The sequence below is a fragment of the Streptomyces sp. NPDC005483 genome, from assembly GCF_040606035.1.
Taxonomy (GTDB): Bacteria; Actinomycetota; Actinomycetes; order Streptomycetales; family Streptomycetaceae; genus Streptomyces.
The window spans coordinates 22,570-36,912 of record NZ_JBEXEA010000042.1 but is presented as its reverse complement, the minus strand read 5'-3'; the positions used below and the strand labels follow the sequence as shown (position 1 = coordinate 36,912).

General features: G+C 71.7%; 15 protein-coding genes and 1 pseudogene. 11 read left to right on the top strand and 5 right to left on the bottom strand.

Annotation, left to right across the window (positions count from 1 at the left end; all coding sequences use genetic code 11):
* The first annotated feature begins 123 nt into the window (after positions 1–123).
* The 9 genes from ABZT06_RS43360 (at position 124) to ABZT06_RS43320 (ending at position 9,375) form a co-directional block, all read left to right on the top strand.
* Complete coding sequence (locus tag ABZT06_RS43360; RefSeq protein WP_355753765.1) at positions 124–882, top strand: response regulator transcription factor; 759 nt, start codon at positions 124–126, stop codon at positions 880–882.
* Complete coding sequence (locus ABZT06_RS43355) at positions 827–2,671, top strand: ATP-binding protein (protein WP_355753763.1); 1,845 nt, start codon at positions 827–829, stop codon at positions 2,669–2,671. Before ABZT06_RS43360 ends, ABZT06_RS43355 begins: the two co-directional genes overlap by 56 nt.
* Positions 2,672–2,952: 281 nt before the next feature.
* Entirely contained in the window at positions 2,953–3,543 is a 591-nt protein-coding gene (locus ABZT06_RS43350) for a hypothetical protein (RefSeq protein ID WP_355753761.1), read from the top strand.
* Positions 3,527–4,612, top strand: coding sequence for a hypothetical protein (locus ABZT06_RS43345; RefSeq protein WP_355753759.1), 1,086 nt, complete (start codon positions 3,527–3,529; stop codon positions 4,610–4,612). Before ABZT06_RS43350 ends, ABZT06_RS43345 begins: the two co-directional genes overlap by 17 nt.
* Positions 4,609–5,325: an ABC transporter ATP-binding protein gene (locus tag ABZT06_RS43340; RefSeq protein ID WP_355753756.1), complete on the top strand. Its 717-nt coding sequence runs from the start codon at positions 4,609–4,611 to the stop codon at positions 5,323–5,325. The genes ABZT06_RS43345 and ABZT06_RS43340 overlap by 4 nt, the downstream gene beginning before the upstream one ends.
* Before the next feature lie 38 nt (positions 5,326–5,363).
* Positions 5,364–6,584 carry an ABC transporter permease gene (locus tag ABZT06_RS43335; protein WP_355753811.1) on the top strand — a complete coding sequence of 407 codons (1,221 nt, stop codon included), beginning with the start codon at positions 5,364–5,366 and terminating at the stop codon, positions 6,582–6,584.
* A gap of 153 nt (positions 6,585–6,737) precedes the next feature.
* The gene (locus ABZT06_RS43330; protein WP_355753754.1) at positions 6,738–8,210 is read left to right on the top strand and encodes a catalase; all 1,473 of its coding nucleotides are present in this window, start codon (positions 6,738–6,740) and stop codon (positions 8,208–8,210) included.
* A gap of 18 nt (positions 8,211–8,228) precedes the next feature.
* A complete protein-coding gene (locus tag ABZT06_RS43325; protein ID WP_355753751.1) occupies positions 8,229–8,648 on the top strand; it encodes an ankyrin repeat domain-containing protein in 420 nt (139 codons plus the stop codon).
* A 64-nt stretch (positions 8,649–8,712) separates the two neighbouring features.
* On the top strand, positions 8,713–9,375 hold the full coding sequence (locus ABZT06_RS43320) for a VTT domain-containing protein (protein ID WP_355753748.1): 663 nt from the start codon (positions 8,713–8,715) through the stop codon (positions 9,373–9,375).
* A gap of 107 nt (positions 9,376–9,482) precedes the next feature.
* Here the strand turns inward: ABZT06_RS43320 and ABZT06_RS43315 are convergent.
* The 4 genes and pseudogenes from ABZT06_RS43315 to ABZT06_RS43300 form a co-directional block, all read right to left on the bottom strand.
* A pseudogene (locus ABZT06_RS43315) lies at positions 9,483–9,718 on the bottom strand (TetR family transcriptional regulator); the annotation flags it as partial.
* Positions 9,719–9,745: 27 nt separating this feature from the next.
* Positions 9,746–10,123 carry a fic family toxin-antitoxin system, toxin component gene (locus ABZT06_RS43310; protein ID WP_355753746.1) on the bottom strand — a complete coding sequence of 126 codons (378 nt, stop codon included), beginning with the start codon at positions 10,121–10,123 and terminating at the stop codon, positions 9,746–9,748.
* Positions 10,123–10,365, bottom strand: coding sequence for a hypothetical protein (locus ABZT06_RS43305; RefSeq protein ID WP_097275484.1), 243 nt, complete (start codon positions 10,363–10,365; stop codon positions 10,123–10,125). Before ABZT06_RS43305 ends, ABZT06_RS43310 begins: the two co-directional genes overlap by 1 nt.
* Before the next feature lie 67 nt (positions 10,366–10,432).
* Entirely contained in the window at positions 10,433–12,100 is a 1,668-nt protein-coding gene (locus tag ABZT06_RS43300; RefSeq protein ID WP_355753744.1) for a thiamine pyrophosphate-binding protein, read from the bottom strand.
* A 297-nt stretch (positions 12,101–12,397) separates the two neighbouring features.
* Between ABZT06_RS43300 and ABZT06_RS43295 the strand changes: the two genes are divergently transcribed.
* Positions 12,398–12,757: a hypothetical protein gene (locus ABZT06_RS43295; protein WP_355753743.1), complete on the top strand. Its 360-nt coding sequence runs from the start codon at positions 12,398–12,400 to the stop codon at positions 12,755–12,757.
* 91 nt (positions 12,758–12,848) lie between these two features.
* On the opposite strand, the gene ABZT06_RS43290 is transcribed toward ABZT06_RS43295, so the two are convergent.
* The gene (locus tag ABZT06_RS43290) at positions 12,849–13,385 is read right to left on the bottom strand and encodes a DUF4232 domain-containing protein (protein WP_355753741.1); all 537 of its coding nucleotides are present in this window, start codon (positions 13,383–13,385) and stop codon (positions 12,849–12,851) included.
* A 211-nt stretch (positions 13,386–13,596) separates the two neighbouring features.
* On the opposite strand from ABZT06_RS43290, the gene ABZT06_RS43285 reads away from it, so the two are divergent.
* A complete protein-coding gene (locus ABZT06_RS43285) occupies positions 13,597–14,340 on the top strand; it encodes a hypothetical protein (RefSeq protein WP_355753738.1) in 744 nt (247 codons plus the stop codon).
* Positions 14,341–14,343 lie beyond the last annotated feature (3 nt).

The following is a 14,343-nucleotide window of genomic DNA, read 5'->3' as shown; positions in this document are numbered from 1 at the left end:
CACGCGACCCCTGGGTGGCGGAATGTCGGGAACCTGTCGGGTTCCTGTCTCCCTCCGGTGCTCTCCGGCCGGGTTCCGTGGCGGAAGGGAGGCAGGAGGCGTCGCCGTTCCTACGATGACCACATGTGTGCGTACGTGGTGCTCGCCGACGACGATCCCAAGCAGGCCGATCTCATCCGCCGCTATCTGGAGCGGGAGGGTCACGTGGTCGGGGTCGTCCACGACGGGCGGGCCGCCCTGGACGAGATCCGGCGGCAGATGCCCGACCTCGTGGTGCTGGACTGGATGATGCCGCGCGTGGACGGGCTCGATGTGTGCCGGGTGCTGCGCGGGGAGTCCGACGTGCCGGTGTTGATGCTCACCGCGCGTGTCGAGGAGGACGACCTGCTGCTCGCGCTCGATCTCGGCGCGGACGACTACATGACCAAGCCCTTCAGCCCGCGCGAGTTGGTCGCCCGCGTCCGCACCCTGCTGCGGCGCGCCGGTCTCAGGGCCGCGGCCGACGCCGGGAACGGCGGCGGCGGGGGCGAGCCCGTGTTCGTGGTGGGGCCGCTGGTGGTCGATCCCGCCCGTTTCGAGGTGCGGATGGACGGGCGGCCGACCGAGTGCACCCCCGGCGAGTTCCGGGTGCTGGAGGTGTTGGCGTCGGCGCCTGGGCGGGTGTTCACGAGGAAGCAGATCCTGGAGCATCTGCACGGCATCGACCGGTATGTGACGACCCGTACGGTCGACGGACATGTCATGAATCTGCGCCGCAAGATCGAGCGTGATCCCTCCCGGCCCGTGTTGCTGCTCACGGTGTACGGGGTGGGCTACAAGATCGCCGATGTCGGTCCGGCGGAGGATCCCGCCCAGGGCGCGGGCGGTTCGCGTGCGCGGTGACCTGCCGTTGCGCAGAAGTCTGCGGTCGCGGTTGCTCTGGCTGTCCGCGCTGGTCTCGCTGTGCTCGATCGTCGCGACGGCCTGGCTGGTCGTCAGCCTCACCGCCGTGGCCATCGGACGCGAGCGGGGGCAGGTGCTGGCCGACGACGCGCGGATCTACGACACGCTCGTCGGGTTCGCGGCCACGCACCCGGACTGGGGCGGCGTCGGGCCCACGGTGCGCGCCCTGTCGCAACGGACCGGCCGACGGATCACGCTGACCGACACGGACCGCCGTCTGTTGGCGGACTCCGGGGGCGGGGGCACGGCGGGAACGCTGCCGTCGAGGGCGTCGGCGACGGTCGACGCGCTGGCGGTGGACACCACGCTCGCCCGCCGCACCGTCGGCTCCTCTGCCGACCCGTCCGCCGACCGGATCGACCCGCGCGCGGTGGGCCCCTTCCGGTTGAGCGGCCGGGAAAGGAGCGACCTGGAGGCGGGGGCGTCCCGGGTCGCGGAGTGCCTGCGGGACGACCCGTCGCAGGACGTCCGAGTGACCCGCGCACCGAACGGCCGGCCGGAGGTCGAGATCGCCGGCCGCGCCCTCGACACCGGGGACCGTTGCGAGGTCGACGAACTGCTGCGGCCCACCCGGTCCGAGAGCCGGGCGCTCGCCCAACTGAACGGGCTCGTCAACGACTGCCTCCGCGGCCGTCATGCCCCGCCGGTGCGGCTGGCCGACGATCTGACCTGGGTCCCCGCCGGCGTGCGCGGCGCTCCCGACACCCGAGCCGTGACGACGTGTCTGTCCACCGCCCGGCGCGAACAGCTCGACCCCTATGTGGCGCCGCCCGCCCTGCTCTTCGCCACCGCTCCCGACCGGGAGATCGCCACGTTCTTCGACCTGTCCGGCGCCAACCGTACGCGGATCGCCGGTGTGACCGTCGCGGTGCTCCTGACCACGGTGACGGTCACGTTCGTCGCGGGCACCCGGATGGTCCGTCCGCTGCGGGATCTGACCGGTGCGGCGCAGCGCATGGCGGACGGCGACCAGAGCGCGCGGGTCGAGGTGACGGGTGACGACGAGTTCGGCAGGCTCGCCGAGGCGTTCAACCTGATGGCGAGCAGACGGCAGGAACTGGAGCAACTGCGGCGGGCGTTGGTGAGCGACGTCGCGCACGAGCTGCGGGCTCCGGTCAGCAATGTCCGGGGCTGGCTGGAGGCCGTCGAGGACGGTGTCGTACCCGCGGACGCGAGCCTGGTCTCCTCGCTGTTGGAGGAGGCGATGCTCCTTCAGCACATCATCGACGACCTGCGCGACCTCTCGGCGGCCGACGCCGGGGCGCTGAGACTGCACCCGGAGGACGTCGACGCGGCCGCGCTGCTCGGCCAGGTCGCCCGCGCCCATCAGGGCGGCGCCGGATCGGCGGGGGTGGAGCTGCGGGTACGGGCCGGGAACGGCCTCGTGCTGTCCGCCGATCCGATGCGGCTGCGGCAGGCGGTGGGGAACCTCGTGTCGAACGCCGTACGGCACACACCGTCCGGTGGCACGGTCACCCTGTCCGCGGAACGGGACGGCGAGGACGTGGTGTTCCGTGTCGCGGACACCGGGTCCGGGATCAGCGGTGAGGATCTGCCGAGGGTCTTCGACCGGTTCTGGCGGGCGGAGAAGTCGCGCAGCCGGCAGAACGGGGGCAGCGGGCTGGGGCTGTCCATCGTCCGCAAACTCGCCGAGGCGCACGGCGGCAGCGCGCAGGTGTCGAGCGTGGTCGGAGAGGGGTCGGTCTTCTCGCTGCGACTGCCCGGCTGAACCCGGCACCGCACGGGTGTCGAGCATGCACGCACTGACAGGAATCGCTGCGGCCGCCCGGCTGAACCCGGCGCTCGTCGTCGCCGGGCTGTCGCGGTGCACGTACACGGTCACCGTGCGGGACAGAGGCGGACCACGGGCCACCCCCGGAGGTGAACCGCGGGCCGACGAGGCGGCGGCCGCGGGTCCGGGTCTTGGCGACGGTCGGCGGGCGCGAAGTCCGAACGGACCGGCAAGGGATCCTGACGGCTTCCCGACACACGGCGCGGAGCATAACGGCCATGACCCACCCCACCCTTGTCCGGCCGGGCCGCGTGCTCGGCGCGGCCTGCCTGCTGTCCTGCGCCCTCCTCCTCACCGCCTGCGACGGTTCGACCGACGACACCCCCAAGCCCGGGCGGCAGGACGTGGCCTCCCTGCGGAGCGACGCCCCCACCGGCAAGGCGAGCGCCGCACCGGACACCGACGCCGACCGCCCCCAGTTGCGCCTGGACAGCTCGGACGCGGAGCGCGACCACTACTGGCACATCTACGCCACCTGCCTGAAGGACCACGGGCACAAGATGCTTCCGCAACGCGGCCCGGACTCCGTCGACGACACCGACCAGAGCCCCACGGCCAAGGCGGCCGCCAAGACCTGCGCCGACAAACTTCCTTTGCAGCCGCCCGAGTTGGAACGCTCGACGAACCCGCACTACGACGACGACTACCGAACCTACGTGAAGTGCCTGAACCGTAAGGGGCTCAAGGTCACCGCGCTGCCCGACAACTCGGGCTGGACGTACGACGGCGACACCACCATGAGCCAGGCCCGCCAGGCCGAGGTCGACAAGAGCTGCACCATGGAGGCGTTCGGTGGCAAGACGCGGTAAGACCGTGGCCGCGCTGAGCGCCCTGCTGGTCGTGGCTGTCTCGGGTGCCGGGGCGATGGTGTGGAGCGGCGCCCACACGGGCCGGGACACCGAGGCCGCGGCCCCGCTGCGCGTGCGGACGGTCACGGTGACCAGGACCGACCTCTCCGACAGCCGCACACTGCCGGGCACTCTCGGCTTCGGCAGATCACATGTGTTGAAGGGCACCGGACCGGGGGTGGTCACCGCGCTGCCGAAGCCGGGCGCCCGTGCGGTGCGGGGCCAGGCCCTGTACCGGGTCGACGACCGGCCGGTGGTCGTCTTCTTCGGCACCACCCCGTTCTTCCGTCCCCTGACCAAGACGGGGGTGCGCGGGCACGACGTGAGCGTGCTCGGTGACAACCTGCGGGCCCTGGGGTACGACACCGGGCCCGTCGGCACGTCCCGGTACAGCGGCGCGGGCGAGGAGTTCACCCCCGCGCTCGCCGCGGCGCTCAAGCGGTGGCAGCACGACACCGGGCAGGACGCCACCGGCACGCTCGTCCCCGGCCGCGCCGTCGTGCTGCCCGGCGAGGTGCGGGTCGACGCCGTCCAGGCGCAGCCCGGCGACCCTGCCGACACCCCCCTGCTGACCTACACCTCGGCCGCCAGGTCCGTCACCGTGCCGGTGGAGGCCACCGACGTGGGCACGCTCAAGGCCGGGAACAAAGCGCAGATCACGCTGCCCGACGGCAGGACGGTCCGCGGGACGGTCTCGGCGCTCGGCCGCACCGTGCAGGGCGGCGGTGCCCAGGACTCGGCGGCGCAGACCGGGCCGGCCACCGTCGAGGTGAGCGTCGTCCCGGACCGGGCGGCGGATGTGCGCGCCCTGGACGCGGCGGCGGTGCAGGTCAGGTTCGACACGACCACCCGCGAGGGAGTGCTCGCCGTCCCGGTGAGCGCGCTGCTCGCCCTGCGCGAGGGCGGCTACGCCCTGCAACGCCCCGACGGCACGCTGGTCGCGGTGAAGACGGGCATGTTCGCCGGCGGCCTCGTCGAGGTCAGCGGCAAGGGCCTGACCGAGGGCAGCAGGGTGGTGACGGCCTCATGAGCGCCCACATCCCCATCGCCCCTCCCCTGGAGCCCGTTCTCGTCGTCGACGACGTCACCAAGTGCCACCCCGGCGGTGTCACCGCGCTGGACCGGGTGTCGCTGCGGGTCGACGCGGGCGAACTCCTCGCCGTCGTCGGCCCGTCCGGGTCCGGCAAGTCGACGCTGCTGCACATCATGGGCACCCTGGACCGGCCGACCAACGGCATCGTCCGCGTCGGCGGGCACGACGTCCACACACTGAGCGATCGTCATCTCTCCGCGCTGCGGGCGCGGTCGCTGGGGTTCGTCTTCCAGCACTTCCACCTCACCGACGGGCTGGACGCCGCGGAGAACGTCGCCACGGGCCTGCTGTACGCCGGTGTCCCGCGCCGCAGGCGCCGACCGCTGGCGCGGGAGGCGCTGGACCGGGTGGGGCTGGCGCACCGCCACACGCACCTGCCGCAGCAGTTGTCCGGGGGCGAGCGCCAGCGGGTCGCCATCGCGCGGGCCCTGGTCAACCGTCCCGCGCTGGTGCTGGCGGACGAGCCGACCGGGGCGTTGGACGCGGCCAACGGGGAGGCCGTACTGGATCTGCTCGTCGAGCTGAACGCGCAGGGCACGACCATCGCCGTCATCACCCACGACCGTGACATCGCCGCCCGGCTCCCCCGCAGGGTGGAGCTGCGGGACGGCCGTGTCACCGCCGACGTGTACGAGGTGAGTGCCGTATGACACGCAGGGCGACAGGGCGCGGGGCGCGCCCGGACCGGATGACGCGTACGGCGACGGGGTACGCGCCGCGCCCGGTCCGGCTGGCGTTCTCCGACATCCTCCGGCTCGGTCTGCTGGGCATCAGGACCCGCGGGCCGCGGGCCGCGCTGTCCGCGCTCGGCATCTCCATCGGCATCGCGACGCTCGTCGTCGTGACCGCGGTGCCCGCCTCCAGCCAGCGGGCGCTGATGAACCAACTGTCCGCGCTCGGCACGAACATGCTGCGGGTGGCGCCGCAGGCGGACAGCGATCCCCCGGTGGTCCTGCCCGCCGACGCGGACGCCATGGCCGCCCGCGTCGGGCCGGTGACCGGCGCGAGCGCGGTGGCCAACACCCATACGACCGTGCTGCGTTCGGACCGCGCCGACCCGGCGGACGCGTCCGGCATCAGCGTCCTGGCAGCTCGCACGAACCTGCTCGGGGCAGTGCACGGCACGATCCGCTCCGGAAGGTTCCTGACGCCGACGACGGCCCGTTTCCCGACCGTGGTGCTGGGCTTCCGGACCGCTTCCCGGCTCGGCTTCGACCGGGTGCGCCCCGGGCAGGAGGCCGGGCAGGTCTACATCGGCGGGCACTGGTTCACCGTGACCGGCATCCTCGACCCGCTGCCGCTCGCCCCCGACCTCGACAGTGCCGTCCTGGTCGGCTGGAAGGCGGCGCAGGACGCGCTCGGCTTCGACGGCCATCCCACGGTCGTCTACGTCACGGCCCGCGAGGCGCAGATCGAGGCGGTACGTGCCGTGCTGCCGGCCACCGTCCATCCGCAACTGCCGGGCCTGGTCCAGGTCAGTCGCCCCTCGGACGCCCTCGCCGCGAAGCGCGCCACCGAACAGACGCTGTCGGTGCTGCTGTTGGGGCTCGCCGGCATCGCCCTGCTCGTGGGCGGCGTGGGCGTGGCCAACACCATGGTCGTCTCGGTGCTGGAGCGGCGGCGCGAGATCGGCCTGCGCCGGGCGCTGGGCGCCAGCCGGGGCCAGATCAGGGGGCAGTTCCTGGCGGAGTCGGTGGCGCTGTCCGCGTTGGGCGGCGGGGCCGGGACCGTGCTGGGGGTGGTGGGGACGGCCGGGTACGCCGTGTCCCAGTCCTGGCCCGTGGTGTTCCCGCCGTCCGCGCTGGTCGCGGGGGTGCTGGGGGCCGTCGTCGTGGGCATGGCGGCCGGGGTGTACCCCGCCGTCCGCGCGTCCGGACTGCCGCCGACCGAGGCGCTGGCCGCGGTCTGAGGCCTTGTGTCGATCTGAGCCCTGGCCGAGCCCACATGCGTTGAAACCCTCGGGCAATGCACACGTGTGTCCCGGATCGCACCTTGACGGAGATATGTTCCCCCATAGGATGTGTTTCGGTACGAGCCGTGAACACATTTCGAGGAGCCAGCCTTGCCCGAGGACAACCAGAAGCCGTTGACGACGGTTGCCGGCGCACCGGTTCCCGACAACCAGAACTCGCTGACGGCCGGTGCGCGAGGCCCGATGCTCCTTCAGGACGTGTGGTTCCTGGAGAAGCTCGCCCACTTCGACCGTGAGGTGATCCCGGAACGCCGGATGCACGCCAAGGGCTCCGGCGCGTTCGGGACCTTCACGGTGACCCAGGACATCACCCGGTACACCAGCGCGAAGATCTTCTCCGAGGTCGGCAAGCAGACCGACCTGTTCGTCCGCTTCTCCACCGTCGCCGGTGAGCGCGGCGCCGCCGACGCCGAGCGTGACATCCGCGGCTTCGCCCTGAAGTTCTACACGGACGAGGGCAACTGGGACCTGGTCGGGAACAACACCCCGGTGTTCTTCTTCCGCGACCCGCTGAAGTTCCCCGACCTCAACCACGCCGTGAAGCGCGACCCGCGCACCAACCTGCGCGACGCCGAGAACAACTGGGACTTCTGGACCAACCTCCCCGAGGCCCTGCACCAGATCACCATCGTGATGTCCGACCGCGGCATCCCGGCCTCGTACCGGCACATGCACGGCTTCGGCTCGCACACCTACAGCCTGGTCAACGCCGAGGGCGAGCGGTTCTGGGTCAAGTTCCACCACCGTACCCAGCAGGGGATCAAGAACCTCACCGACGCCGAGGCCGAGGCGCTCATCGGCAAGGACCGCGAGTCCCACCAGCGCGACCTCTTCGACGCGATCGAGAACGGCGACTTCCCGAAGTGGAAGCTGTTCATCCAGGTCATGCCGGAGGCCGACGCGGAGAGCTACCGCTTCCACCCCTTCGACCTCACCAAGGTCTGGTCGAAGAAGGACTACCCGCTGATCGAGGTCGGCGAGTGGGAGCTCAACCGCAACCCCGACAACTACTTCGCGGACGTCGAGCAGGCCGCGTTCAGCCCCGCGAACGTGGTGCCGGGCATCGGCTTCTCCCCCGACCGCATGCTCCAGGGCCGGCTCTTCTCCTACGGCGACGCCCAGCGCTACCGCCTCGGCGTGAACCACCACCAGATCCCCGTCAACGCGCCGCGCAACCCGGTGAACTCCTACCACCGCGACGGCGCCATGCGGGTCGACGGCAACCAGGGAGCCACCCCGGGCATCGAGCCCAACTCCTACGGCCGCTGGCAGCAGCAGCCCGCCTACCGTGAACCGCGCCAGGCCGTGGGCGCCGTCGCCGACCGCTTCGACTTCCGTGCGGACGACGACAACTACTTCGAGCAGCCCGGCAACCTGTTCCGCCTGATGAGCCCGGAACAGCGCCAGGTCCTCTTCGAGAACACGGCACGCGCGATCAACGGCGCCTCGCCGCAGACCGTCGCACGGCACATCGCCAACTGCACCCAGGCCGACCCGGCCTACGGCGAAGGCGTCCGCAAGGCGATCGAGGCGCTGGCGGCCGCCACGCCGGCGGGCAACTGATCAGAAGCGGGTACACACATGACCAGCGGCGGCGGTCTGAGCGCTGAGCAGACACAGCGTGTCGTGGCCGTCGCCCTGGACCTGGCCCGGGAGGGCCGTGCCGAGGAACTGCGGGAGTTCGTCGCGCACGGGCTCCCGGTGGACGTGTGCGACGCGGCCGGCAACACCCTGCTGATGCTGGCCGCCTATCACGGGCACGCCGACACCGTGCGGGCCCTGCTGCGGCTGGGCGCCGACCCGGACCTGCGCAACGCGCGGGACCAGTCACCCGTCGCGGGCGCCCTGTTCAAGGGCGCGGACGACGTGGTGGCGGTCCTGCGGCAGGCCGGTGCGGATCTGGACTCCGGTACGCCCACGGCCAGGGCCGCCGCGGTTCTGTTCGGCCGCGCCCACCTCCTCGAGGACCGACCCTCCGACGCCGGGCCGACGGGAATGTGAGATGTGAGTCCCTTCGGTCCCTGCCGGCGTCCCACCCGTGGATCTTGATCGATACCCTGCCGCCATGCGTTGGTTCTGGCTCGTGTTCGGGCTCTTCGCCGCGATTCTCGTCCCCTTCTTCCTCTTCGGAGACTATTTCGACGCCCTTGCCTCACTCGCCGCGGAACACCGGCTTTCCACTCCCCTGGCCGTGACGGTGATCGCCGGTCTGCTCGCCCTGGATGTGTTTCTCCCCGTGCCCTCGAGTGTGGTCTCGGCCGCCGCGGGTGTGCTCCTGGGGTTCTGGTGGGGTACGACCGTCATCTGGGCCGGGATGACCGTCTCGTGCGCGCTGGGCTATGTCGTCGGGGCGCGCTCGGCGTCCCTGACGCGACGGCTGGTGGGCGAGGCGGGCCTGGCCCGTGCCGCCGACCGCGCCCGACGGCACGGGCTGGTCGCGCTCGCGCTGTGCCGTCCCGTGCCGGTCCTGGCGGAGGCGAGCGTGGTGCTGGCGGGCACCACCCGGGTACGGCCCGGCCGGTTCCTCCTGGTGTGCGCGTGGTCCAACCTCGGTGTGGCCGTCGTCTACGCGGGCGTCGGCGCGTGGTCGGTGTCCGTGAACTCCTTCGCGCTGGCGTTCCTGGCCGCGATGGCCTTTCCCGGGCTCGCGCTGCTGGTCACCCGTCCGTGGGCCGGCCGGACGCGGGTGGAGGAGGCAGCGGCCAAGGGTAGTGCCGCGCCGATGTAGGCCTTGTGACGGCTGGTCAGGGCGTGCCACGGCCGGCCAGGTGCGCAGCAGGGTGTCGAGGACGGTCCTGCACGGCTACGACCCAGAAGACCTCCTGGACCTGGGGCCTCGGGGGTGAGTCTCATCAGGGCCGCGGCGTAGCGGCCGGGGTGGCGCGGGCGTAGTCACGAGGGGCGTCGGCCAGGGCGAGGAGGGCGATCCTGGTCCTGAGGTCGTGGGCGATCTTCACCTGCGAGTACAGGCTCGCGACCTTGACGTCGAGGCGGCGGGCGGGCACCGAGACAGTCGAAGCCGATCTCGTGGCCAGGTCCGCGCCGACGTCGGTGAGGCGGGGTGCGGTCAGCCTGCGTGCGCCACGCTTTCCGCCCTCTCAGGTGGCCGTGGGCCAGGCGCGCAACTGGGCGGCGATCCTCGCGCTGGTGCAGGCGGGGTCGCGGAGCAGGTCGCGCAGGGCGAGGGCGTCGTCGCGGGTGGGCTTGAGGGGGATGCCGGAGGCTTCCAGGTACATGACGCCGGTGGCGGCGGCGACGGCCATGTTGGAGCGTTCCAGCCAGCGGCAGCGGCCGAGGACGTGGACGAGGGCGGCAGCACGGGCGTAGGGGCCGTCGTAGACCGGCTGGTCGAGGAGTTCGGCACGATGGGCGGCGACGGCGGCGACCGGGATGCCGTAGTCATCGGGGGCGGGGTCGCGGGCGCCGGCGAGCTCGGCGACCTGCAGGATCCAGGGGACGTCGATGTGCAGGTCCATCAGGCGGCGTGGGCTCCCGGGGCGGCGGCGCGGTCGGCGTCCTCGGCCTCGTCGAAGAGGGCCTGGTGTTCGTCGAGGAAGCGGCGGGCGGCGTCCAGGCCGCGGGCGCGCAGGCCGTCGGTGTCCTCGCGGACGAGGGCGGCGATGTAGTCGCCGACGCTCAGGCCGCGGTCCTTGGCACGGGCCTTGGCGAGCTCGGCGACCTCGTCGTCGACGCGGGCGCCCAGTTGAGTCTTTGCCATACGGGCATGGTAACAGTTGTTACCAGTCCATCGGTGTGCTGTGTGGCGGCGCCGGTCGCTTCGGTCGCTACGGACGGTCTCCCGGCCGACCGGTGATGAGCGTAGTCAGCTCGGCGAAGCAGGCGGCCACGACGCCGGGGGTGACCTTGCAGTCGAGGAGCAGAACGCCTTCGGCTCCCTCGGCCTGCCAGTCACGGACCACCGCGAGGTCGTCCGTCGAGCGCACGGTGGCGCCCCGGGCGCCGAGCGCGCGGGCCGTACCGGCGAAGTCGGTGTCGCCGAACAGCATGGCGGCGGGGTCGGCGCCGCGATCGCCGAACAGGACGACCTCCATGCCGTAGCCGCCGTCGTCGTAGACCACCACGAGGGCGGAGCGCCCGGTGCGGATCAGGGTCTCGAGTTCGGGCAGCCCCATGAGCGCTCCGCCGTCTCCGAGGGCGACCACGGTCGTACGGTCGGGCCGGCCGACGGCGGCGCCGACCGCGCCCGCGAAGCCGAGGCCGATGCTCTGGAAGGCGGCCCCGGTGAAAACGTAGGCGGCCGGGTCGGGGACCGTCCAGTACATGGCGGGCCAGCCGACGAAGTGGCCGCCATCGGTGACTAGGGTGCGTTCCTCGGGCAGCAGATCGGCCAGGTGGAGGGTCAGGACGCGTGGGTCGATCCGGTCGCTCGCGGATGCCTCCGCGAAGGGCTCCTGGTCCCAGCCGAGATGACTGATCCGGTCATTGACGTCCTCACGCCAGGTGTGCCGGGGCAGGGGGCGTGCCCGGACGCCGTCCAGAAGAGCCGCGGCCCCCTCGGCGGCGTCGCCGGTCACATGGATGTCGACGCGGTCGGTGGTGGGGACAGGCCGGGTGTCCACCTGGACGAGCACCGTGTCGGGGGCGAGGAGCCCGCCGTCGGCAAGTGTCCACTGGTCCAGGCTCGCTCCGAAGGCGAGCACGACATCGGCCTGGCAGATCAGCTCGGCGGCGCGTGGTGCGGCGAATCCACCGCACACGCCCAGCGACCAGGGGTTGCCGGCGAAGAGACCGGCGGCCATGGCGCTGGTCGTGTGGAGCGCGCCGAGCAGATCCCCGAGTTCGGTGAGGGTTTTGGCGGCCCCGGAGCGCCAGGCGCCCAGGCCACCCAGGATCAGGGGCCGTCGGGCGGCGGACAGCGCCTCCAGGGCCGCGGCCGTCCCGGCAGGGTCCGCCGCCATCCGGTGCGGTCGCTGCGGGAGGCGGTCGGCCGGTGTCCGCTCGGCGACCTGAGCCGTGACCAGATCCTGTGGGAGGCACAGGGCCACCGGACGCTGCTCGGTGCGGGCCAGTCGCAGGGCGCGCAAGGTGTCGGTGCGGGCGGTGGCGAGGTCGGTCAGCCGTACGACGGGTACGCCAAGGGAGTCGAGGAAGGTCTCCTGGTCGATGTCGATCCGGCGGGGACCCGTGGTGGGCACGTCACCGCACAGCAGCAGGACACCGCTGCGGTGCTTGACCGCGTCGGTCAGGCCCGTGGCGGTGTTCGTCAGCCCCGGACCGGCGCCGGTGGTGCATACCGCGACCTCGTCGGTGGTCCGGTAGTAGGCGTCCGCCATGATGACCGCTCCGCCCTCATGGCGTGCGGAGAGGTAGGAGATGCCGTGCCGGGTGAGGCCGGCGACGGCGAGGATGTTGCCGTTGGCCACGACACCGAAGGCGTGTCGCACCCCGTCGTCGGCGAGGGTCTGTCCGACCGCGTCGGCGAGAGTTGTCATCGTGCGACCTCCGTGCCGCGTGCATGCCTCCCGCCGGTACGCGGGACGGTGGACAGTTGCGCGGCTGCGTTTTCGCATCCAACACGTGTCTGACGGTGGGGAAGTTCACGGCGCCCTCGTAAAGAGACTTCGCCCCCGCGAGGGGCCGTACGCGTGCGAGCGCTTCCGGTTGCTATGGACACGTGTGAAGTGGCCGGTATTGCTCTCTCCCGTGCATGGTTGAACGTGCAAGGATCTGGCGGGCACGTGCGAACGAGTAGGTGTGACGTCATCACACAACAGGAGAGGGTGGATCACATGTTGGCCTCCAGGACGAGACTGCGCGGCGCGGCCGCCGCCACAGCCTTCGCCGCCGCTCTGATCGGCGTCGGCGCCCAGTCGGCGGCCGCCGCCGACTGGCCCGCACTGCGCGAGGGCGCATACCTCTACTCGGGCCCCACCGGGACGGGAACGGTCACCGAGGTCGACCTCCATGACCTGGGAACCTGCCACACGCTGTCGGCGCCGGCCCGGTCGCTTCAGATCGTCTCCGGCTCCACGGCCCTGAAGCTGTACTCCGGCGCCGACTGCACCGGAGCCCTCGCGTGGCGCAGCAGCTCGCTGACCCAGACGAATCTTCCCTGGGCGATGTTGAGCTACCAGGTGGTCACCGCCTGACGGTGTCACCCGCGCCCCGCTCCCGAGCGGCGGCGACGACCGCTCGGCCTGGGGTCCTGCCGCGAGGCGGGCCCCCAGGCGACACGGGCCGTCAGAACGTCGGACCGGTGCCCTTCACCAGCGGGGTGATGTCGATCCGGCCCTTCTGAAGGACCTCTCCGAGCCTCCACGCCGTGTTGAGGTGGTGGTAGGAGTCGGGAGGAGTGACCTCCAGGCGGGTGGGGTTCTTTTCGGCCTTGGTGGGCTCACCCGAGGCCGGTACGTCTCCCCAGTGCAGCCGGGTGTAGGCGCTCTGCCCCGGCTTGAGGGTGATCAGTGCGACCCGGCCGCGGTCGCGGGCCACGTGCGTGGTGACGTCCTTGTTGTGGGAGTTGAGGAGCTGCAGCCCCACGTATCCCTCGGTCCGGACGGTCCTGTGGGTCTTGTTGGTGAGAATCACCGTCGCGTAGCGCTGTCCCGCGCCCGAGTCCAGCGCGTGCACGCGGACGGACAGCGAGGACGTGTCCGCCCAGCCCGGCCGGGTCGCGGCCTGCGAGGGAGACGCGGTGATACCGATCAGCGCCGTTGCCGCGACCGCCGAGAGAGCGGCAGGTGTGACGATGCGGTGAATGCGCCGGCTGAAGAACATGGCGTGTGTCCCTTCCAGATGCCTCATTTGAGACCTTCCGACAGGTATGAGGCGCTCTCGGGAGAGTCGGTTCGCACACCTTCCGGGTCTTTGCGTCCCGGTGGCCACTGTTGAACCAGTCTTGGGTGTCTCGTGACCCACGGACCGCGATTGCTCGTCGTGCGATCATCGCCACTCACATGTGTGAACAGTTCCGAGGAGGCGCTGAGTGATGTCCGAGCCGGAGATGGGAGAGGGGATCGATCCGTCGGAGTCAGGCGAGGTCATGGAGGACCTCGTGCAGCGGTCTCCCGTGCAGTCCGCGCACCGAAGGCCCTGGCTGTGGGCTCTTGGTGGCGCGTTGACGGCCTCCGCGCTCTGGGCGGCGGGGCTCCATCTTCTGAGCCCGGGCAACCAGGGCACTGATCTGCGCGGCTATCGGGTGGACCGGGAATCGTGCAGGGCGGCGCGGTTGGCGTCACTGCGCGAGGAACTCGCGCTGAAGAGCGCGCCCGACACGGCCCGGAACGAGCTGCTGAGGCACCCGGCTCTCGACCAGGTGCACTGCTCCCTGTCCTTCCAGGGCGGTTCCCGGGCCGAACCGGGCGGACGCTGGGCGGTGACCACGACCATCGGCATCTCCGTGGCGGTGCACAAGAAGGCCGATCCCCGCGACGAGTTCGAGGCCGACCGGCGGGTGACGGATGCGGGCGTCGTGGCGGCCGACCAGGTGCGGGCCGTGCCTGATCTCGGCGACGAGGCGTTCGTCCTCGTCGAGGACCTCGGCCACACCGAGCTCAGGGTGCTCGACGGAGCCGCGGTGGTGACCCTGAGTCTGGCCACCACCAGTTACTACGAAGGGGACGTCGACGCGGACACCGTCGGCGAGCCGCCCGATCTCCCCGACGTGTCCACCTACTGGCCCGCCATGATCGACGATGCGCGGAAGCTCACGAGCACCTTCCGGCACGCGTAGGCG